Annotated in this window: 16 protein-coding genes and 1 riboswitch; of the genes, 8 read left to right on the top strand and 8 right to left on the bottom strand. The window is 72.6% G+C overall.

The genetic code is table 11. The annotated features are described in order from the left end of the window. The first annotated feature begins 44 nt into the window (after positions 1-44). Together ACFXKG_RS11580 and ACFXKG_RS11585 are read left to right on the top strand one after the other, a co-directional pair. The gene (locus tag ACFXKG_RS11580) at positions 45-1,310 is read left to right on the top strand and encodes a hypothetical protein (protein WP_384835854.1); all 1,266 of its coding nucleotides are present in this window, start codon (positions 45-47) and stop codon (positions 1,308-1,310) included. Between the two features lie 191 nt (positions 1,311-1,501). After that, positions 1,502-2,020, top strand: coding sequence for a DoxX family protein (locus ACFXKG_RS11585; RefSeq protein WP_384835857.1), 519 nt, complete (start codon positions 1,502-1,504; stop codon positions 2,018-2,020). A 156-nt stretch (positions 2,021-2,176) separates the two neighbouring features. Here the strand turns inward: ACFXKG_RS11585 and ACFXKG_RS11590 are convergent, their stop codons facing one another. After that, positions 2,177-3,550 carry a PspC domain-containing protein gene (locus tag ACFXKG_RS11590; protein ID WP_384835859.1) on the bottom strand — a complete coding sequence of 458 codons (1,374 nt, stop codon included), beginning with the start codon at positions 3,548-3,550 and terminating at the stop codon, positions 2,177-2,179. A gap of 157 nt (positions 3,551-3,707) precedes the next feature. Here ACFXKG_RS11590 and ACFXKG_RS11595 point away from each other — a divergent pair, with 157 nt between their 5' ends. Continuing rightward, positions 3,708-5,009, top strand: coding sequence for a PspC domain-containing protein (locus ACFXKG_RS11595; protein ID WP_384835862.1), 1,302 nt, complete (start codon positions 3,708-3,710; stop codon positions 5,007-5,009). 154 nt (positions 5,010-5,163) lie between these two features. Continuing rightward, on the top strand, positions 5,164-5,886 hold the full coding sequence (locus ACFXKG_RS11600) for a LuxR C-terminal-related transcriptional regulator (RefSeq protein ID WP_382888736.1): 723 nt from the start codon (positions 5,164-5,166) through the stop codon (positions 5,884-5,886). A gap of 43 nt (positions 5,887-5,929) precedes the next feature. Here ACFXKG_RS11600 and ACFXKG_RS11605 read toward each other — a convergent pair whose 3' ends face one another. Further along, positions 5,930-6,307: a hypothetical protein gene (locus ACFXKG_RS11605; RefSeq protein ID WP_384835865.1), complete on the bottom strand. Its 378-nt coding sequence runs from the start codon at positions 6,305-6,307 to the stop codon at positions 5,930-5,932. Positions 6,308-6,576: 269 nt separating this feature from the next. Further along, the gene (locus ACFXKG_RS11610; protein ID WP_384835868.1) at positions 6,577-7,644 is read right to left on the bottom strand and encodes an NlpC/P60 family protein; all 1,068 of its coding nucleotides are present in this window, start codon (positions 7,642-7,644) and stop codon (positions 6,577-6,579) included. Positions 7,645-7,913: 269 nt separating this feature from the next. On the opposite strand from ACFXKG_RS11610, the gene ACFXKG_RS11615 reads away from it, so the two are divergent. Beyond that, positions 7,914-8,267 carry a hypothetical protein gene (locus ACFXKG_RS11615; RefSeq protein ID WP_365807200.1) on the top strand — a complete coding sequence of 118 codons (354 nt, stop codon included), beginning with the start codon at positions 7,914-7,916 and terminating at the stop codon, positions 8,265-8,267. Positions 8,268-8,363: 96 nt separating this feature from the next. On the opposite strand, the gene ACFXKG_RS11620 is transcribed toward ACFXKG_RS11615, so the two are convergent. After that, positions 8,364-9,728, bottom strand: a complete 1,365-nt coding sequence (locus tag ACFXKG_RS11620) for an NlpC/P60 family protein (RefSeq protein WP_384835871.1) — start codon at positions 9,726-9,728, stop codon at positions 8,364-8,366. Between the two features lie 7 nt (positions 9,729-9,735). Then, positions 9,736-9,910: riboswitch (cyclic di-AMP (ydaO/yuaA leader) on the bottom strand. Positions 9,911-10,191: 281 nt separating this feature from the next. On the opposite strand from ACFXKG_RS11620, the gene ACFXKG_RS11625 reads away from it, so the two are divergent. Continuing rightward, the gene (locus tag ACFXKG_RS11625) at positions 10,192-12,750 is read left to right on the top strand and encodes an ATP-dependent DNA helicase (RefSeq protein WP_384835874.1); all 2,559 of its coding nucleotides are present in this window, start codon (positions 10,192-10,194) and stop codon (positions 12,748-12,750) included. Between the two features lie 89 nt (positions 12,751-12,839). Here the strand turns inward: ACFXKG_RS11625 and ACFXKG_RS11630 are convergent, their stop codons facing one another. Together ACFXKG_RS11630 and ACFXKG_RS11635 are read right to left on the bottom strand one after the other, a co-directional pair. Further along, the gene (locus ACFXKG_RS11630; RefSeq protein WP_384835877.1) at positions 12,840-14,597 is read right to left on the bottom strand and encodes a M23 family metallopeptidase; all 1,758 of its coding nucleotides are present in this window, start codon (positions 14,595-14,597) and stop codon (positions 12,840-12,842) included. Between the two features lie 262 nt (positions 14,598-14,859). Next, entirely contained in the window at positions 14,860-15,873 is a 1,014-nt protein-coding gene (locus tag ACFXKG_RS11635) for an esterase/lipase family protein (RefSeq protein ID WP_384835880.1), read from the bottom strand. 322 nt (positions 15,874-16,195) lie between these two features. Between ACFXKG_RS11635 and ACFXKG_RS11640 the strand changes: the two genes are divergently transcribed. After that, positions 16,196-16,609 carry a cobalamin B12-binding domain-containing protein gene (locus tag ACFXKG_RS11640; protein ID WP_384835883.1) on the top strand — a complete coding sequence of 138 codons (414 nt, stop codon included), beginning with the start codon at positions 16,196-16,198 and terminating at the stop codon, positions 16,607-16,609. 86 nt (positions 16,610-16,695) lie between these two features. Here the strand turns inward: ACFXKG_RS11640 and ACFXKG_RS11645 are convergent, their stop codons facing one another. Together ACFXKG_RS11645 and ACFXKG_RS11650 are read right to left on the bottom strand one after the other, a co-directional pair. Further along, positions 16,696-18,558, bottom strand: a complete 1,863-nt coding sequence (locus ACFXKG_RS11645; protein WP_384835886.1) for a DUF5691 domain-containing protein — start codon at positions 18,556-18,558, stop codon at positions 16,696-16,698. Between the two features lie 53 nt (positions 18,559-18,611). Continuing rightward, positions 18,612-19,973, bottom strand: coding sequence for an SWIM zinc finger family protein (locus ACFXKG_RS11650; protein WP_384835889.1), 1,362 nt, complete (start codon positions 19,971-19,973; stop codon positions 18,612-18,614). Between the two features lie 133 nt (positions 19,974-20,106). On the opposite strand from ACFXKG_RS11650, the gene ACFXKG_RS11655 reads away from it, so the two are divergent. Continuing rightward, entirely contained in the window at positions 20,107-20,574 is a 468-nt protein-coding gene (locus tag ACFXKG_RS11655; RefSeq protein ID WP_384835892.1) for an MmpS family transport accessory protein, read from the top strand. The last annotated feature ends 238 nt before the right edge of the window (positions 20,575-20,812 follow it).

Here is a 20,812-nt window from a genome sequence, read left to right on the forward strand (position 1 = left end):
CGGGACCCGGGCTGAGGCGCGGGGCGGGGAAGGCGGCAATCGGCGTGGCGGTGCAAGAGGTGCGGCAGGGCGTGCACAGCGGTGGCTGTGCGTGCGGGGACTGTCCGCACGGGGCTCGGGAAGGGCACCGGAGAGCCGTGGCCGCGTTTCTGGCGAAGCGCGATGAACTGGCCGCCGGGCAGGGGCTGCCCGCCGCTGTCGCGCACTCCGTGGGTGCCTCCCGGCAGTGGGTGTCCGACGAACTCACCCAGTCCGCCCGCGCGGTGGCGGACCGCAGCCGTGAGGCGGGGGACGCCTGGCTGCACACCGTCTGGCGGCACACCCTGTTCGCTGCCTGGGGCTGCGTCGTCCTGCTCCTGCTGGCGCAGGCGGTGACCGCGATCGGTACCGGCTGGACCCTCGCCCGGACGGCCGGACTGGTCGCCGCTGTCCTCTGCGCCGGGCTGCTGACCGCCGCCGCGTGGCTGCACCGCGCCCGCGGCGGGCTGCTCGCGCCGCTGATCGGTGAGGACAACCGGCTCTCGACCTCACGGACCGTCGCCTCCGCCTGGGTGCTGCTCGTCGTCTACGCCGTGCTCGTCCTCGCCTTCGAACTCGCCGGCGCCTCCGGGCACCGCCGCCGCGACGAACTGATCGCCGGTCTCGAACTGGCCCGGGGCGCGGGTCTGGTGAGCGTCCTCGCCGTGGTGTGCGCCATCGCCGTCGTCGTGCGCCGGGTGGTGTCCGTACGGGTGCTGGGCCAGCGGCTCCAGAAGGTGCGCGCCGACCGGCCCCGCCTCGCCGACCTGCTCTGCGACGACGGCGGACGCGGCAGCTTCACCGATGTGCAGTACACGCTGGTGAACGCCGTCGCCGTGGTCTTCGCCGCCGTACGGCTCGCCCGGCGCCCCGAGCAACTACCCGATCTGCCCTGGGCGCTGGCCCTCCTCGTCGGGGTCTCCGCCGCCACCTACTTCGCCGGGAAGTACGCCGAGGGCGGGCGCCCCGTCGTGCTCTCCGTCGTTCGGGCCAGGGAGGCGGGCGATCTCGACGCCCCCATCCGGACCGGCGACGACATCGAGATCCGCGGCGCCGGATTCGTCCCGCCCGGCGCCGGCACCCCGGACCGGCTGGCCCGGATGGTCGTCCGGATCGGCGCGGTCCACGTCCATGTGCCGCTGGTGCCCGTCCCCGGCGGATTCGCCAACCCGGCGGACACCTCACTCACCGTGCCCGTACCGGTGGAGGTGGAGCCCGGAGCCGTCGAGGTGCAGGTCGTCACCGCGGCGGGGATCGAAACCAACCGCGTGATCATCGAAGTCATGGACTGAGCGAATTCGGCCGATTGTTGCTCCTGTTTCGATGAAGAGTTTTCACGTCTTTTCCGGGTAGGCCCGCCCCGCGCTGCCCAACGGCTGGTTCACTGAGCGCCGGATGTGTTCCCTGCGTATGCAGGGACAGGGCACGTGGGGGCAGCCGCCTCCGCGGCAGCGGTGCGGGACAGGGAGAGGCGGACCCGGCGATGACACACGGCTACCGGATGGACGGTTACGGAGGGCTCGGCGGTGAGCGCCCCGGCCTGCGGGAGAGCGCCACGCGTCACGCACTCCTGCCGCTGAGGATCTTCCTCGGCGTCACCTTCATCTACGCGGGCATCGACAAGCTCACCCAGAGCGGCTTCTTCTCGGCCACCGGCAGCGGCTCCGTCGGCGAGATGATGCGGGGCGTCCGCGACAGCTCCGCGATCCCCGCCCTCGTCGACCTGGCCCTCAAGAGCCCCGCCGGCTTCGGATACGCCATCGCCATCGGTGAACTCGCCGTCGGCCTCGGCGCCCTCTTCGGCCTCCTCACCCGGATCGCCGCACTCGGCGGCGCCCTGATCTCGCTCAGCCTCTGGCTCACGGTGAGCTGGCAGGCCACGCCGTACTACTACGGCAACGACCTCCCCTATCTCATGGCCTGGCTGCCGCTCGTGCTCGCCGGAGCGCCGACGTTCTCCCTGGACGCCGTCCTCGCCGACCGACGCCGGCGTATGAGGTAGTGGCCCAAGGTCACCACGGCCGCCAGGAACAGCCCGAAGAAGACCAGGGGCAGCGCCGCGAACCACGGTGTGTGCCAGGCGTCCGCCGCGTCGCCCGCGTACGCGGCGGACGCCGTCAGCGCCGTCAGCCCCACGATCAGCCGGCCCGGCCGGAACTCATGAAGCAGCACGGGACACCTCCACCTGTCCGAGTCCGACCTTCAGGGTCAACAGCAGCGTCCCCGCCGGAGCGCTGCCCGCGGCCGGCGCCAGCACGCGCCCCCGCGACTGGGCCGGCGATATGTCCACATCGTTCGGCGGCTCACCCGGCAGCCGGATGTCCCCGAGACCGGCCTTCGCCGTCATTTTCACCGTCACTCCCTCCGGTACGACGACCTTGAGCTGTCCCGCGCCCACCTCGGCCGACGAAGTGACCGTCCGCCCCTTCGGAATGGCGAGCCCGCCCAGATCGAGGGTGCCGATGCCCGACCCCAGTTCGTAGCGCGGCTGCACCGCCGCCACCGACACCGGCGCCCAGTCCCGGCGAGCCCACTCCGTCGTGATGTTCTGCGGCAGGGCCGCGCTCCCGGCGAGCAGCCCCGCCGTGACCACCGTCAGAAAGACCGTGCCCGCCCCCGTACGGCCCAGGAAGCTGCTGACCGCGATCCCGAGCCCGAACACCGCGAGCGCGGCGGTCAGCCCGATCTCCAGGCTCGCGCCCAGTGGCCGGCTCTCCCAGGACAGCCCGGTCCCGGTCCCACCCGCCAGCAGCGCCAGCAGGAAGACGATCCCGGCGATCCCCCGCGGGCCCCGGGGGCGGGACTCCCGTATCCGGACACCGGCCCGGTCCCGGTCGCCCGCTCCGTCCCCGCCGTCCTTGTGCCACTCCCACGGCCGCGCCTCCATCCGCGCGTCCTCCGGCCCCCACATGTAGTCCGTCCCCACGGGGCCCGTGGAGCCGTCCTTCACGATTGGGTCCCGCCACCACGACGGGGTGCCCGGCGTCGGCGGCGCCTTCGTCTCCGGAGGAGCTTCCGCCACCATGTGCGCCGTCGCCGGATCGAGCGGCCCGCCGTCCGGCAGCGTCCCCCGCCGGTGCTGAGACCAGACCGCCGACCCCACGACCGCGATCGACAGCATCGCGGCGAAACTCAGCGTCTCCCCGTTGTCCAGCATCGACAGGAAAAGACCGCACCCCGCGAGCGCCATCAGCACGGCGATCAGCGACGCGCCGTCCACCCGCCCCGACAGCAGCCTGCGCGCCTCGTTCTCCTCCTCGCCCTCCAGCGGCAGCAGCAGCCACGCGAAGCCGTAGAAGATCAGCCCGAGCCCGCCCGCGGCCGCGAGGACACCGAGCACGATCCGGAAGATGACGGGGTCCACGTCGCAATACCGCCCGAGCCCCCCGCACACCCCCGCGAACACCTTCTGACGGGAACTGCGCTGCAGGGGCACGGACGCGCCCGGGACCGCGTCCGCGCCCGACGGCGGAGGTGACGCGTCGGACGGCGCGGTCGGCGAGGACGGCGGCTGAGTCGGCGGCTGGGTCATACGCCCATGGTGACGGTGCGAGGGCCCGGTCTCCACCGGCGACGACCCCGGTCTGACCCTGATATTGGCCCCGCCCCGCCCCCGGGAACGGATCAGGGTCGCGTCAGGGGTACGACCCTGATGCCCTGCCGCACCCCGCCGTGTGACCATCGGTGTCATGCCAGCCGCTCCGCCTCGCCCCGCCGCGCCGCCGCACTCCCGCGCCCCCGGGCCCGAGGAGCTGCCGCCGCGCAAGCTGTACCGCAGCGCGGACGGCCGGCTGCTCGGCGGCGTCGCGCGCGGGCTCGCCGGTCATCTCGGACTGCCGGTGGTCTGGGTCCGGCTCGTCTTCCTCCTCTTCTTCTTCTCACAGGGCCTGGGCGCCCTGCTCTACGCCGTGTTCTGGATCGTCGTCCCGCTCGGCGTCGGAGGACGGGCCGTCGAGTCGCGCCCGCTCTTCGAGATCAGCCCCGACGGCAGACGCCGGCTGCGCAAGCCCGACAAGGGGCAGCTCTTCGCCCTGCTCGCGCTGGTCGTCAGCGCGGCCACCTTCATCGGCAATGTCAGCCTGGGCCGCAGCCACGCCGACCGCTACATCTGGCCCATGCTGCTGATCGGCGTCGGCGTCGTCCTCGTCTGGCGACAGGCGGACAACGCGCGCCGTGCCCGCTGGACGGAGATCGGCCGCCGCCACCGCATATTCCAGCTGGCCCGGAGCCTCGCCGGCGTCGCGCTGGTCGGCCTCGGCCTCGCCGTCTTCGTGGTGGTGCGCGGCTCGGCGGCCCAGTTCGGCAATGTGCTGACGGGCGCGATCGCCGTCGTCGCCGGGACCGCCCTGCTCGCCGGGCCCTGGCTCGTCCGGATGACCCAGGACCTCTCCGAGGAGCGGCTGATGCGGATCCGCGCCCAGGAGCGCGCCGAGGTCGCCGCGCATGTCCACGACTCGGTCCTGCACACCCTGACGCTCATCCAGCGCAACGCGGACGACGGGGGAGAGGTCCGCCGGCTCGCCCGCGCCCAGGAGCGCGAGCTGCGCGCCTGGCTCTACAAGCCGGAGGGCACCGGCAAGGACGAGGCGGACGAGCCCACCACCCTCGCCGACGCGGTGAAGCGGACGGCGGCCGAGGTGGAGGACTACCACGGGGTCCCGATCGAGGTCGTGGTCGTCGGCGACTGCCCGCTCGACGAGAAGCTGTCCGCGCAGATGCAGGCAGCGCGCGAGGCGATGGTCAACGCCGCCAAGTACGGTGGCGAGGGCGGCGCCGTCCAGGTGTTCGCGGAGGTCGAGGGGCGTACGGTCTTCCTCTCCGTGCGCGACCGCGGCCCGGGATTCGACCTGGACGCCGTGCCGGACGACCGGATGGGCGTCCGCGAGTCGATCATCGGCCGGATGCAGCGCAACGGGGGCACGGCCCGGCTGCGCGCGGTGCCCGACGGCGGCACGGAGGTCGAGCTGGAGATGGAGCGCGCCGACGACTGACGGACGGAGCGCGCCGGCCGCGGGGAGAGAACGCGCCGGCCGAGGGGACGGAGCACACCGACCCACAGGGGATGGACCGGTCGCCGGGCGGGGACCGTACGGTACGAGAGCCGCGCAGACCGCGGCGGAGCGACGAGGGCGAGGGGCACAGACCATGAGCGAGGGCGTACACGCCGAATCCACTCCCGCGGCGAGCGGGGACCCGGCGGGGGACGGCCGCCGGGTCCGCGTCGTGCTCGTCGACGACCACCGGATGTTCCGTACGGGCGTCCAGGCGGAGATCGGCCGCACGGAGGAGACCGGCGTCGAGGTCGTCGGCGAGGCCGCCGACGTCGACCAGGCGATCACCGTGATCACCGCGACCCGTCCCGAGGTCGTCCTGCTCGACGTCCATCTGCCGGGCGGCGGCGGGGTCGAGGTGCTGCGCCGCAGCGCCCCCATGATGGCGGCGGCGGAGAACCCGGTGCGTTTCCTGGCGCTCTCGGTCTCGGACGCGGCGGAGGACGTCATCGGCGTCATCCGGGGCGGCGCCCGCGGCTATGTCACCAAGACGATCACCGGCACGGACCTGGTCAACTCGATCTTCCGGGTCCAGGAGGGCGACGCGGTCTTCTCGCCCCGGCTGGCCGGCTTCGTCCTGGACGCCTTCGCCTCGACGGACGCGCCTCCGGTCGACGAGGACATGGACCGGCTCACCCAGCGCGAGCGCGAGGTGCTGCGGCTCATCGCCCGCGGATACGCCTACAAGGAGATCGCCAAGCAGCTCTTCATCTCGGTGAAGACCGTGGAGTCCCACGTCTCCGCGGTCCTGCGCAAGCTCCAGCTCTCCAACCGGCACGAGCTGACCCGCTGGGCGACGGCCCGCCGACTGGTCTGACGGCTCACGGCTCAGGCTCACGGCCGCCCGGCGGGCCGGACGGCTACGAGCAGTGCCACCCGGTGACGTACAGCCGCCCCCGGTGGTCCAGCACGCCGCGGATGCACTCACCGGGCAGGGTGTCGATGACGCCGGTCAGCTCGGCGCGGCCGTGCCGGGTGGGCTGTGTGCCGAACCAGCCGGGGAAGGCCGTGAGCCGGGCGTCCTTGCGCTGGTAGCCGAGGCGTACGCGGATCTCGGGCTCGTCCCCGTGGCGTACGTACCGCGTGGTGAAGGGGCCCGCGCCGCCGATAGGACCCTCGACGCAGAGTCTGCCGCCGGAGAGATCCCCGCAGCCTTTCGGGGTTACCCCCACGGGGGCCAGGACGAACAGTGCGCCGGCCACGAGGGCCGTTGCCCTGACAGCGGTGGCTCGTCTCACGACCGCCCCTCTCCGATCACCCCGCCGTTCCCGGCCCGGCGTGCCCCGTCTCACCTCGCGGGCCGATGAGCGGACCGCTTGCTGCACATCGTGACCCGCAACCGCGGGCGGGGCACTCCGGCGTGGGCCGTCAGGGGCGGTCGGAGGCCGACGACGCGTGGACGGACCGGAAAGGGCGTCAGACGGACGCTCCAGGAAGGGTGTCAGGCGGTCCGGGAGGGAACGTCAGCCGGACCTGGGAGGGAGCCTGGAGGGAGCCTGGAGGGACGCTAGAGGGGCCGGGCGGCGCCCGCGAACGGCATCTCGTCGACCGGCGCGAGCCGGACCGCCGTACCGGGCCTGGGTGCGTGGATCATCTGCCCGCCGCCCACATAGATCCCGACATGGCTGATGCCCGAGTAGAAGAACACCAGGTCACCGGGGGCCAGTTCGGAGCGGGCGACGCGCCGGCCCGTGTTGATCTGCGTGTAGGTGGTACGGGGCAGGGCGACCCCGGCGGCATGCCACGCGGCCTGGGTCAGCCCCGAGCAGTCGAAGGAGCCGGGACCGGTCGCGCCCCACACGTACGGCTTGCCGATCGCGCCGTAAGCGAAGGCGACGGCGGCCTCGGCCCGCGCGTTCGGCGCCGCTGCCGTGCCGCGTGGCGTCCCCCGGTCCGCGCGGGCCGGGTCTCCGCCGTCCTGCTGCCCCGTTCCGCCCCGGGCCTCGTACCGGCCGCGCTGCTCGGCGGTGAGCTCGTCGAGCAGTCGCTGGGCGGAGCCGATCTTCCGCTGGATCGTGGACTTGTGCCGGGCCAGCTCGGCGCGGCGGGCCGTGAGATCGGCGAGCTGGGTGTCCGCCCGCGAGCGCAGCCCGGCGATCCGTGACAGCTCCCGGCGGATCCCCGCGACGCCGGCCGCCTGCCTGCTGCCGGCCCGCTCCGCGACACCGGCCTGCTCCAGGTAGTCCTCGGGCCGGGAGCTGAGGGCGAGCTGTACGGCGGGGTCGAGGCCGCCGCTGCGGTACTGCGCGGTGGCGATCGAGCCCAGCTCGGCGCGCGAGGCGTTGAGCCCGTCGGTCCTGCGCGCGGCCTCGTCACGCAGCTCGGTGAGGGAGGCACGGGCCTCGTCGGCCTTCACCTTCGCCCCGTTGTACTGCTCGGTGGCCGCCTCCGCCTGCGCGTACAGCGTGTCGACCTCGGCCTTGATCTGCGCGGGGGTGAGCCGGGGCTCGCTCTGCGCGGGGCCCGCCGCGGTGGCGGTCGCGGCTCCCGCGAGCGCGAGCGTCGCCGCGGTGCGGCCGGCCTGGCCGGTGAACAGGCGCTGTCTGGGCTTGCGGTGGTTTCGGTGCGCTGCCACGGGGGCGGGGTCCGTTTCCTTCGGTTCCGTTGACTCCGTGCGGTACGGCCGCCCGGTACGGCCCCATGAGGGCCGTACGCAGGACGTTAGGGCGCACGGTCACAGCCCGGCCTCGACATGGCGGGTATTGGCGGGAGGTGAAGGTTCCGGAGCGTTTCGCGATCATGACGGCCAGGTGGAGCGTGCTCTTCCGGACGGACCCGACCGATAGCGGAAGTAAGCCACACCTCACCGAAGGCGGGTGATATGGGCCGGGCTACGCTCCCGGCATGGACGTACTGATCAATGTCTTCGTCGCCCTGCACATCATCGGCATAGCCGCCCTGCTCGGCGGTTTCCTGACCCAGATGAAGGCGATGAGCGCCGGTACGGCGCGCTTCACCCCGGCGATGCTGCACGGCGCCCTCACCATGCTGATCACGGGGATGGTGCTGGTGGGCCTCAACCAGGCCGACGACCAGCCGCTCAACAACATCAAGATCGGCGTCAAGCTGGCCGTCCTGGTCGTGATCATGGGCATCGTCTACGTGAAGCGGGACGACGAGGCAGCCGAGAAGCCGTTGTTCGGCGCGGTGGGCGGGCTGACCGTGGCCAACATCCTCATCGCCACGCTCTGGACCTGACCCCGGCCCCCGACGGACCCGACCCCGGTGGGTCGGATCCGTCGGGTCCGCAGGGCGCCGTGACGGGGTCCGCAGGGCGCCGCGGCCGGGTCAGGCTCAGGCCGGGCGGACGCTGCCGTAGATCGGCAGGTAGTAGATCGATTCCTCACGCACGTTCGCACCCGGCTTGGGCGCGTGGATCATCATGCCGTCGCCGATGTAGATGCCGGCGTGGCTGATGTCGTCGTAGAAGAAGACCAGGTCGCCGGGGAGCAGGTCATCGGTGGTGACGCGCGTGCCGGTGTCCACCTGGTCGCTCGTGCTGCGCGGCAGCTCGACGCCGGCCGCCCGCCACGCCGCCTGGGTCAGGCCCGAGGAGTCGTACGAACTCGGCCCCGAGGCGCCCCAGACGTACGGCTTGCCGATCTGGGTGCGTGCGAAGGCGAGCACCTTCGCCGCCTTGGCCGCGTAGATGCCGGCGGTGTCACCGCCGGTCACGGCCTCCAGTCCGGGGCCGGCGGCCGTTCCCGCGTTCGCACCTGCGATCGTTGCCGCGTCGGTGCCCGTTCCTGTGCCCGCTCCCGTGCCCGTGCCGGGGTCGGCCGACGGAGCCTGGGGCTGCGACAGAGGCCGGATCAGCTCCGCCTCGCGCCGGCGCTCCGCCTCGGCCTCCGCCTTGTCGCGGGCCTCCGCCTTCGCCTGCGCCTCCGCCGTACGGCGGGCCGCTTCTTCCTTCTTGCGCTCCAGCGCGGTCAGCCGCGCCTGCTCCTCCGCGGTGAGCCGCGCCAGCAGCGCGCGGGCCTCGGCGAGCTTCTTCTGGATCTGCTCCTTGCTGGTCCGCAAGGACTCCTGGGACTCGTCCGGCGACTCCGGGGCGCGGGTGTCCGCCCCGGAGCTCCAGGGGTCGGCGACGGGGCTCTGCTGACGGTCGGTCAGCCGCTCCGTCATCCCCGTCTGCTCGGCGTACGTCTGCGGGCTGTCCGCGAACAGTACGGCGGCGGGGGCCGTGGCAGGCATGGCGGGGGCTGTCGCGGGCATCGCCGGTACAACAGGGGCGACAGAGGCGGCCGGGGCTGCCGGGGCGGCGGAAGCGGCCGGGGCGACAGGGGCGCCCGCGGGGGTGCCCCCGCCGCCCCCGGACTGCGCGGCCGTGTAGGAACCGAGCGTACGGCGGGCCTCGTTCAGCTTGTCCGCGCTCTTGGCCACGCCGTCGATGACCCGGTCGACCGTGCGCTTCTGCTTGGCCGTCGCCTCCTTCGTCCTGGCGGACCTCTGCGCGTCGCCACCGGCCTGGCGGTACAGGTCGCTGACCTTTTTCTCCACCTCTTCGACCGACGGCGAGGACTTCGATTCCGTGGGCGCGGCGTCCGCGCTCTGCGTCGACAGCAGCGTGACCGAGGCGAGGGCGGCCGTCGTGATTCCGACGGCAGGGGTGTTGGTGCGTACCCCGCTACGGCTGCGCGCCTTGCGATGCGACGCCAAGTTCGGCATCTCCTTCCGTGGACCGCCTACCGGGTTAGCTGTCGGGTTCGGGCGGAACGGAAGGCTGCCCTACGGGCGTTGTACGTACGGCGAACGTACGGCCCGATTCACCCCGGTCTTGCAGAGTGGGTCCCCGGTTCCGAACTTCCCTGTGGAAAGCCCGGATTCGGCGTGGGCCGCCCGCTCGGCGCGGATCGCCTTCAGAGGTACGGGCTGCCTGATCGAGCACGCTAGCCAAGATGTGGCGCTGATGTGAAGGTGGATGGCCGATATGCCCGATACATTTCTGTGACCATTTGCTCGTGCGGAGTGCAGGGAGGCGCAATAGGGGGTATAGCGTTACGCTCCGTGTGTGAGCCGGAGCCGTCCGCCTTCAGGGGCGGATCCGCCGGACCGGCTTCGCCTGACCGGCTTCGCCGGGCGGGCTCCGACTGTCGGTGCGGCGGCCTAGACTCGTTAAGCGATGAGCAGCCTCTTTGACGACAGCTTCCTGGCCGACCTCCAGCCCTCCGGCGACGAGCACCCCCCGCCGCCCGAGGACCTGGACGAACACGCCCAGGAGCAGGTGCCCGACGACCTGTTCCAGGGGGCGTACGACGTGCCCCCGGCCCGGGATCCGTACCACCGCAACGGGTCGGCCCGTACGGTCATCGACCCGGCCTCGCTCCTCGAAGGGCTGAACGAGGAGCAGAGCGCGGCCGTCGTGCACACGGGGTCGCCGCTGCTCATCGTCGCCGGGGCCGGATCCGGCAAGACCAGGGTGCTGACCCACCGGATCGCCCATCTCCTCGGCACCCGCAGCGTCCACCCCGGCGAGATACTGGCGATCACCTTCACCAACAAGGCCGCGGGCGAGATGAAGGAGCGCGTCGGGCAGCTCGTCGGCCCGCGCGCCCAGGCGATGTGGGTGCTGACCTTCCACAGCGCCTGCGTGCGGATCCTGCGGCGCGAGTCGAAGCGGCTCGGGTTCACCTCGTCGTTCTCGATCTACGACGCCGCCGACTCGAAGCGGCTCATGGCCCTGGTCTGCCGCGATCTGGACCTCGACCCCAAGCGCTATCCGCCGAAGTCCTTCAGCGCCAAGATCTCCAACCTCAAGAACGAGCTGATCGACGAGGAGACCTTCGCGGGACAGGCCGTCGACGGCTTCGAGAAGACGCTCGCCGAGGCGTACCGGATGTACCAGGCACGGCTGCGCGAGGCCAACGCCCTGGACTTCGACGACATCATCATGACCACCGTCCACCTGCTCCAGGCGTTCCCCGACGTCGCCGAGCACTACCGGCGCCGCTTCCGGCACGTCCTGGTGGACGAGTACCAGGACACCAACCACGCGCAGTACACCCTCGTGCGCGAACTGGTGGGCCCCTCCGGCGAGGGCGAGGACCCCGCGGAGCTCTGCGTCGTCGGCGACGCCGACCAGTCGATCTACGCCTTCCGCGGCGCCACCATCCGCAACATCCTCCAGTTCGAGGAGGACTACCCGGACGCGACGACGATCCTGCTGGAGCAGAACTACCGCTCCACGCAGACGATCCTCAGCGCCGCCAACGCGGTCATCGAGCGCAACGAGAGCCGCCGCCCGAAGAACCTGTGGACCAAGGCCGGCGCCGGCGCCCAGATCACCGGTTACGTCGCGGACACGGAGCACGACGAGGCGCAGTTCGTCGCCGACGAGATCGACCGGCTGACGGACGCGGGCGAGGCCAAGGCGGGTGACGTCGCCGTCTTCTACCGGACGAACGCGCAGTCCCGCGTCTTCGAGGAGATCTTCATCCGGGTCGGCCTGCCGTACAAGGTCGTCGGCGGAGTGCGCTTCTACGAGCGCAAGGAGGTCCGTGACGTCCTGGCCTACCTCCGGGTCCTCGCCAATCCGGAGGACAACGTACCGCTGCGCCGGATCCTCAATGTGCCCAAGCGCGGCATCGGGGACCGTGCGGAGGCCATGATCGACGCTCTCGCGCTGCGGGAGAAGATCACCTTCCCGCAGGCGCTGCGGCGGGTGGACGAGGCGTACGGCATGGCGGCCCGCTCCGCCAACGCCGTCAAGCGCTTCAACACCCTGATGGAGGAGCTGCGTACGATCGTCGAGTCGGGCGCCGGGCCGGCGCTGGTCCTGGAGGCCGTGCTCGAACGGACCGGCTATCTGGCGGAGCTTCAGGCCTCGACCGACCCGCAGGACGAGACCCGGATCGAGAACTTGCAGGAACTGGCTTCGGTGGCGCTGGAGTTCGAACAGGAGCGCAGCCAGGCCGCCGCGGGCGCCGGTGACGGCGACGGCGACGGTGACGGGACCGCCGGCGCGGAGACCGCCGCGGGAGAGGGCGGAGGCGGTACGGAGGCTGCCGCTCCGGCCGTGGCCGCGACCCCGACCCTCGCCGAGTTCCTGGAGAAGGTCGCGCTCGTCGCCGACTCCGACCAGATCCCCGACGAGGACGAGGACGGCTCCGGCGTCATCACACTGATGACGCTGCACACCGCCAAGGGCCTGGAGTTCCCGGTGGTCTTCCTCTCCGGCATGGAGGACGGCGTCTTCCCGCACATGCGCGCCCTCGGCCAGACGAAGGAGCTGGAGGAGGAGCGCCGTCTCGCGTACGTCGGCATCACGCGCGCCCGTGAACGGCTCTATCTGACGCGGTCGTCGATGCGCAGCGCCTGGGGGCAGCCCTCGTACAACCCGGCCTCGCGCTTCCTGGAGGAGATCCCGGCACACCACCTGGAGTGGAAGCGGACCGGCGCGCAGATCCCGGCGGGTCCGACGTCCGGGATCACGTCGTCGCTCTCCTCCACCGCCGCGCGCTCGCGGTCGGGCGGCGGGCCTTCGGGCTTCGCCACGCGGCGTACGGGCGACAGGCCGGTGATCGCGCTGGCGGTGGGCGACCGGGTCACGCACGACCAGTTCGGGCTCGGCACGGTCATGGAGGTGACCGGCGCGGGCGCGGACGCACAGGCGACGGTCGACTTCGGGGACACCAAGCCCAAGCGGCTGCTGCTGCGGTACGCGCCGGTCGAGAAGCTGTAGGCCCGGGAGGGGCGGCCGGCCCTGCCGGGTGGCAGGGCACGCGGGGCACGTACGGCCTGGCGGGAGGGCGAGGGCGTACGTGCCGAGTTTTACGTCGGGTCGAGGCCGTGGCTGCGGAGCCAGGCCAGCGGGTCGATCGCCGCGCCGCCGCCGGGCCGTACCTCGAAGTGCAGGTGCGGACCGGTCGAGTTGCCCGAGTTGCCCGAGTAGGCGATCACGTCACCGGCCTTGACCGAACCGGAGCGGATCTTCGTGGTGCTGAGGTGGCAGTACCAGGTCTCCGTGCCGTCGGCGGAGGTCACGATCGCCATGTTGCCGTACGCGCTGTTGTACTGCGTGCGTACGGTGCCGTCGGTCGCGGCCATGACAGGCGTGCCGTACGACACGGGGAAGTCGATGCCGGTGTGCATGGACATCCAGTTGACGCCGGCCTGGCCGTACTGGGCGCTGAGTCCGTTCTGCGAGACGGGAAGGGCGAACTTGGGGCGGAGCGCCTCCTTGCGCGCCGCCTCTTCCTTGGCGCGCTGCCGCTCCGCCTCCTTCCGCTCCTGGAGGTCGATCCGCTCCTGTGTGCGACTGGCACGGTCGCCGAAGTCGCGGGCGTCGGCGCTGAGCGCGGCGAGCTGCGTGTCCAGCTTGTTGTTGGCGGCCGCGGTGACGGGCTTGGTGGAGGCGGTGTCCTCGGCGGAGGCCGTGGTGGTGGAGTCGTCCTTGGCGTCCTCGCCGGTGAGTCCGCCGACGGAGGCCGCGGCGATGCCGGCGACGCCCATCACGCAGGCGGAGGGAACGGCGACGGTGAGCAGGGCCGAGCGCTTGGCGGGGGTACGGCGCCGGCCCCGGCTGCCGCCACCACTGCCGCCGGCCCGGCGCACGGGGCGGGGGACGGCTGTCACGGCGGGGGTGGCCATCGTCGGGGCCATGTGCAGCCCGTCGGGGTCGTCATCCGGAGCGCCGGACTCCGCGGGGCTCTCGGAGTCCTTGGTGAAGTCGACGGCCGGCGTGGGATGTTCCGCCTCGGCCGCCGGTCCGGTCTCCGGTGCGGCGTGGACCTCGGTGGCGACGGTCTCGTAGCCGGGCTCGCTCTCGTAGCCGTGCTCGGTCTCGTGCTCGGGCTCCGTGCCGTAGGCCCGTTCAGGCTCGGGGCCGGGGGCGCCGTACGCGTACGACGTGTCCTCGTGCGGCGCGGTGGCCCCGTTCCAGGCCGTGGCGTCGTACGAACCGCTGTCGAACGTGGACGCGGTCCACTGAGCCGTCGCCTCGTACTCGAACGGTGCGGCTTCGAACTGCGTTGCCTCGAACTGCGTTGCCTCGAAGGGCGTTGCCTCGAACTGTGCCGCCTCGAACTGTGCGGTTTCGAGTTGAGCCGCCTGCGCGGGATCGAACGCGGCGGTCGCCGTCGCCCCGGGTGTGTCGTAACCGTACGGGGCGCCGTTGAACTGCGTGCTGTCGAACTGGCCCGTTCCGTCAGGGCTGTTCGGCTGGACGACCTGGTGCCACGCGCCGGAACCCCACTCACCCGTGGCGTCCTGCGGATAGCCGCCGCCGTCGGTGGCGGCGGTCGGGGAGGTCGGGGCGACGGTGGGCCACTGGCCGCTGGTGTCGTACGCCTGTGTGCCGTACGCGTCGTACCCGGTGGCCTGGTGGTGGGCGCCGGTGTCCCACTGGCCACTGTCGTAGTGGTCGGCCTGCACGGTCGCGTACTGGCCGGTGGAGGCGGAAGCGCCGCCGTATCCACCCGCGCCCGCGGAACCGTCCGGCAGGGAGCCGAAGAGAGGATCTGTCTCGAAGCTGCCGTTCTGGTAACCGTCGTATGCGGTGTACCCGGCGTGGGCGTGCTGGTCGTTCACCAACTTCTCTCTCGCCTCGGCAGCAGAACCAGGGTCTGGGAAATCCGGCCTTGATGGAAGGAACCCCAGAGGGAAAGCAGTGGCCGCGACTGTACCCGGCGGTATGCGACGGCGACAATCTTCCGCGAGTTTCGTGCTTTGCGGAAACGGGCATTCGGCCGTGTTTCGGCGAACTGTGGGCGCAGGCTTGGCCATATGTTCGAAACGTGTTCGAGTGTGAGGCTCGTGCGCGTCCCTCAGGACGGGGCGTCGGGCACGGAGTTCAGGCGACGGAGATGGACCCTGATCCGTCCTCCGGCGGTGCCGGTTCGGAGCCTTCGCCGGAACCGGGGCCGCCGAGCGCGTGCCGGATCCCCGCGGCGACCCCCGGGTGGACCGGCAGGGCGAGATGGCCGACGCCGCTCACCAGTACGTTCTCCACGAGAAGGTCCGGATGTTCGATTCTGGCCGTGGAGACGGGCGCCATCAGCGGGTCGGCATCGCTCCAGAAGCTCACGAACCGCGTACGGCAGCCGGGGGCGGGCAGCCGCAGCTCCTCGATGACCGGCGATCCGGGGCGCATCTGCCGTACGACGGGGTGGGCGTCGGCGAGCGGCACGGCCGAGGTGCCCTCGTGCGGAGTGCCCAGCGTGATCAGCGTACGTATCCGGCTGTCACCGCCCAGGCGCTGTACGTAATACCGCGCGATCAGGCCGCCCAGGCTGTGTCCGACGACATCGACCCGACGGTGGCCGGTGCGGGCGCGGATCTCCTCGATGTGCTGCCCCAGCAGCTCGGCGGCCGTACGGATGTCGCAGGTCAGCGGCGAGTAGTTGAGGGAGACGAGATGGCGCCAGCCGTGCCGGGCGAGGGAGCGGCGCAGCAGGACGAAGACGGACCGGTTGTCCACGAAGCCGTGCAGCAGCACGACAGGCGGGTGTGCGCGGCCCTCGGTGGGCAGCGGGGAGGCCTCGGGCGGCAGGGGAGCGGCGCGGCGCTCCTGGATGATTCCGGCCGGATAGAGGAGCAGGTGCCCGGTGAAGATCGCCAGATCGAGCGCGCCGGCCCGCACGGGGGCGGTGACACGCAGGGGGAGGGCGGCCGAGCCCGCCGTGCGTACGCGGCCCACCTGGCGCAGAAAGGGCGACAGGAGGGGCGTCAGGAAGGCTGGGCGCGAGAGGGACGACGACAGCGACGACAGTGACCGGAGCGACCAGAGTGATGCGAGCAATGGGAGCGGCTGGAGCGGTGAAAGTGGTCCGAACGGCGAGAGTGGCGCGAACGGCGTGACCTTCATGGCCGACCTCCGAACGGCATACGGGAGGCGGCTCTGTCCCCCGTATGCCCTCATGGGGCGCCACGGCGACATGTCGGGAGCCGTCGGGTCGTGACGGCTCCGTCCGCGGCTCCCCTTGCGGTCGTTCCTGCCCGGCCGAGTGGGCCGGGCGGTGACGGAACGGCGCAAAGCGAACATGTCCCATGTGTGATTTCCCCCTCGGCGGCCTCCGCGAAACGGCTGGTTGCGCGATGCTGTGGATAACGTTCGTTCACTACTCCGGGCCTTGGCGGGCGCGGGGGCCCGTGCCAATGACAGCGCAAGTCGGTAGGTGGAGGCAGTGATGGGTGTGACAGGTCCGATCCGTGTGGTGGTCGCCAAGCCGGGACTCGACGGGCACGACCGTGGGGCCAAGGTGATCGCCAGGGCCCTGCGGGACGCGGGGATGGAGGTCATCTACACGGGCCTCCACCAGACGCCCGAGCAGATCGTGGACACCGCGATCCAGGAGGACGCCGACGCGATCGGCCTGTCCATCCTCTCCGGCGCGCACAACACGCTCTTCGCCAAGGTGATCGAGCTGCTGGAGGAGCGGGACGCGGCCGACATCAAGGTCTTCGGCGGCGGCATCATCCCGGACGCGGACATCGCCCCGCTGAAGGAGAAGGGCGTCGCGGAGATCTTCACCCCGGGGGCGACGACGGCGTCGATCGTTTCCTGGGTCGAGGCCAACATCCGTCAGCCCGCGGGGGCGTGACGGGTTCCGCTGCCCGGGGCCACGTCCGTTTGCCGCCAGGGCCCGTCGTGGGCTCGTCGTGGGCCCGTCGTGTGGATCGGGCCGGATCAGGGCGCAGGGTCTGGTGGCCCCGGGTGTTCCGGCCTCGTACCGGGCCGGGTGGCCGGTGGCTCCGGTATTCGCGGTTCCAGTTCGGCGAGCATCAGGGCGCGCAGGCGCAGGGTGGACACCAGGCGCTGGAACGCCTCCGACCAGTAGCCGCCCGCGCCCGGTGACGCGCCCTCCGGTTCGTCCGGGGTCGCCGTGAGCAGTTCCAGCCTGTTCACCTCCACCGGGTCCAGGCACCGTTCGGCGAGGCCCATGACGCCGCTGAAGCTCCAGGGGTAGCTGCCCGCGTCCCTGGCGATGTCGAGCGCGTCCACGACCGCCCGGCCGAGCGCGCCCGACCAGGGCACGGCGCAGCAGCCCAGCAACTGGAACGCCTCCGGCAGGCCGTGCGCGTCGATGAACGCGGCCACCCAGTCCGCCCGTTCCGCCTCGGGCAGTGTGGCCAGCAGCTTCGCGCGCTCGGCGAGCGAGGTCGCGCCGGGGCCGGTGTCGGGCGGGCTCGCGGGCGGCCCCAGCAGCGCGGCCGACCAGCGGGCGTCCCCCTGCCGTACGGCCGCCCGGCACCACGCGGCGTGCAACTCGTCCGCCCAGTCGTCCAGGACGGGCAGGGCGACGATCTCCTCGGGAGCCCGGCCGCCGAGCCTGGCCGGCCAGCCGGAGAGCGGGGCGGCCTCCACCAACTGCCCCAGCCACCAGGACCGTTGGCCCCGGCCGCCGGGCGGCGCGGGGACCACCCCGTCGCGCTGCATGTCCGCGTCGCACTCGTGCGGCGCCTCGACCGCGATGACCTGTCCGCCGCCGGTGCGGTCCATGCTGACGCAGGTGGCCGCGCGGGCCGCCATCCGGCCCGCGAGGGCGGATCCTGGCAGCGCGGAGAGCAGCTCGGCGGCGGTGGAGCGCACATTGCGGCTGCGGTCCGACAACGCCTGTTCGAGAAAGGGCTCATCGGCCCCGGAGAGCCCGTCGCGCAGGGAGTCGAGGAACATCAGCCGGTCCTCGGCGCGCTCGGTCGGCCAGGTCGAGGCGAGCAGCGCCCGCGCCGCCTCCGCGTCCCTGGCCCGTACGGCGGAGAGCAGGGCGACCCGCTCGGCGAACAGGCCCTCCTCCCACAGGCGTCGTGTCCCCGCCCCGTCCTCGGCCGCGGGCAGGACGGCGCCGCCGGAGGCCCCGCGCAGCGCGAACTTCCACTCCGGGTTGAGCCGGGCGAGCCAGAGCCCGCGGGGCCCGGCGAAGGCCAGGGCCTGCGGCCGCAGATCGGTGCGCGCGCGGGCCGCGTCCAGCAGGGCGGGCAGCACCGGGGCGGGGGCCGCGTAGCCGCGCGCGTTGGCCACGGCGAGCCACTGCGGCAGCAGCTCCGTGAGGTCGGGTGCCGTACCGCGACGGCCCCCGCCGCTCGTGGGCGCCGCCCGGTCGGCCAGCAGCTGTCCGAGCCGCCGCTCCGCCGCCTCGGGCAGGCGCGCGCGGCCGTCGTGGGCCGCGGGCGCCGGGGGCTCGGCGGCCGGCGCCGGCCGCAGCCCCGCCCTGCGCCGTACGGTGTGCAGCGCGGCGGCGTCCAGCAGGGCGACCGGGGCGTCCTGGCCGGCGGCGAGGACCTCCGCGGGCGGAGTGCGGCGGTCGGTGCCGAGCAGCGCCGAGGTGACGAGCCCCTCCCAGGACGACTCCCAGGGCGCCCCCGCCCCCGCGGTGTTCGTGAGGGTCCGTGCCGTCGTGTCCTGGGTGACGTGCGTGTCGTTCGTGTCGTGCGCGCCGGGCATCTCGTGGGATTCGTGGGTGCTGTGGGTGGCGTGCCTGTCGGGCGTGCTGGACGAGTGGGACGTGCTGGACATGCTGGGCGAGTTGGACGTGCTGAGCGTGCTGGTCATCAGGATGTACTCCGTCCGTACGTCGCATCAGGTCTGCGGGTGCGTGCGCGAGTTCAGGTGAGCGGGACCGTCCCCGGTGTCTCCGCCGACCAGGCGGTGAGGGGCCGGAAGCCGCGGTGGCCGCATTCGCCGAACACCGTGACCGGGCCGCCGCCGGAGAGGGCGGCCAGCTTCCACAGCCCGGGGTGGCCGAGTGAGGCCGGCGCGACCGGCAGTGCGGAACCGCCGTCGGCGTCGGCCAGTTGCCAGCCGCCGCCCGCCCCGGGCACCGGGATGACGTCGCGGAGCGTCACCGGGCACGACTCCAGCCAGGGATCGGCGCGCAGCGCGGTGCCGTACGCCTCGATCGCCGCCGTCACGGAGCCACCCGGCGGCGGCTCCTCGATCAGGACCGGGGGGCCGAACCGCTCACCCCAGTCGGCCCGCAACTGCCCGGCGCCCGGGTGCGGAACGATCTCGGCGTCGATCATCACCCCCACCGGCAGCGCCAGTTCGGGGGCGCGCCCCGCCGCGCCGAAGGAGAGCAGCACCGCCGAGCGCCCCGAGTCCCGCCCGTACAGCCGGATCCGGCGGGTGACGAGCTTGCCGTCCGGTATGTCGTACTGCGCGAGGACCAGCCAGTGGTCCCGGACCGGCGGGCCCCCGGCGGGCGACGGGAGGCCGACCCTGGTGCGGACCGTCGCCGCCAGCGGTTCCGGCAGCCGGTCGAGCCCCAGCCACGCCGTGTCCAGCAGATGCAGCAGCGCGGACTCCTCCAGCAGCCGCACCGGCCAGCCGGGACCCGAACCCGGTATCGCCCCCAACTCCCGCACGCGGCCAGCCAGCCCCGGTGCCTGTGCGTCGACCATGCGCGCCGCCGTCTCCTCCCACAGTCCGTAACCCGCCTGCTCCGCCGAGGCGAGACCGCCGCGCAGCAGGTCCGTCAGCCGCTGCTCCAACTCCGTGGCGCCCGAGGTGATCCGGGCGGCCCTGCGCTCGGCCCTGCGCCGGGCGGCCTCCGGATCGGCCGTCCTCGCCGCCCCGCCCGCGGTCTTCTCCGCCGCGCCCGCCGCTTTCTCCGCCAGTCGCTTCCGGCGCCCGTCGAGCCACTCCCCGGCCCAGCCGGGCGCCTCCGCGCTCTCCGCCACGCTCTGTCCGTCCGCCGCCCAGAGCAGCAGCAGGCCCAGCGCGTGCTTGCACGGGAACTTCCGGCTCGGGCAGGAGCACGTGCAGGCCGGGCCCGTCGTGTCCACCACCGTTCGGTACGGCTTGCCGCCGCTGCCCTTGCACAGCCCCCACACGGCGCCCGTGGTGTCGCACCCCGTCTCCGACCAAGGCCCCGCCGTGCCGAGCTTGCCGCCCGCCCTGCGTGACGCGTCGTCAGGAGCCAGCGCGAGCACTTGTTCCGACGTCCAGCGCACCCCCGTCTGATTCATGTCCACGACGTTAGGCGGCCCCACTGACAATCGCTCTGACCTGCGGATTCGTCGAGTTTTCGGGTATGTGACGCGGTGTCGGTCTTGCTATGCTCGAAGGGCTTCAGCATCACGACCAGGGGGGAAATCACCGATGGACCGCACCGCCCGTACCAGAAGAACCGTCCGCGCCAGACGTACCGTCCGCGCCGCCCTCACGACCCTCGCCGTCACCGGTCTCGCGCTGGGCCTCGGCGCCTGCTCCGAGACCGCCGAGCGGGTCGACAAGGCGGTGACCGACGAGGTCGACAAGGCCGTCAACGAGACCTACGAGGTCACCTACGAGGTGACGGGCAAGAACATCGACACGATCGACTTCCACGGCGGCGGGGGCGACGCCATGGAGCCGAAGATCGAGACGGTCGAGAAGCCCACGCTGCCCTGGAAGAAGACGGTGACGCTCCGCGGCATCATGCCGCCCGCCGTCATGCCGATGGCGCTGGGCGCCGACGCCGAGGTCACCTGCAAGATCCTTTACAAGGGCGAGGTCATCAAGGAGGAGACCGACGCGGGCAAGGCCGCCGCCGGCGGCTGCGTCGCGGTCTCCCCGATCGCCGGGTGAGGCGCCCGCCCGCCGCAGGACCACCGCCCCGCGCCCGCCCGATCTCCTCCGGTGGGCGCGGGGCGCCTTCCGTCGTGGCGCCGGTGCATCGGCCCGGACGGTTCCGGCCCGGCGCGGCCCGGCCCGCCGCGGGCCCGGCGTGGGACCGGCTCTGACTGGCCCTGACAGGCTCTGACCTGCGCGGACGGTCGATTGTCAGTGGCGTGGTGCACCGTGGGATCCACAACAGGTCGACCGA

This window comes from Streptomyces sp. NPDC059255, assembly GCF_042752355.1.
GTDB lineage: Bacteria > Actinomycetota > Actinomycetes > Streptomycetales > Streptomycetaceae > Streptomyces.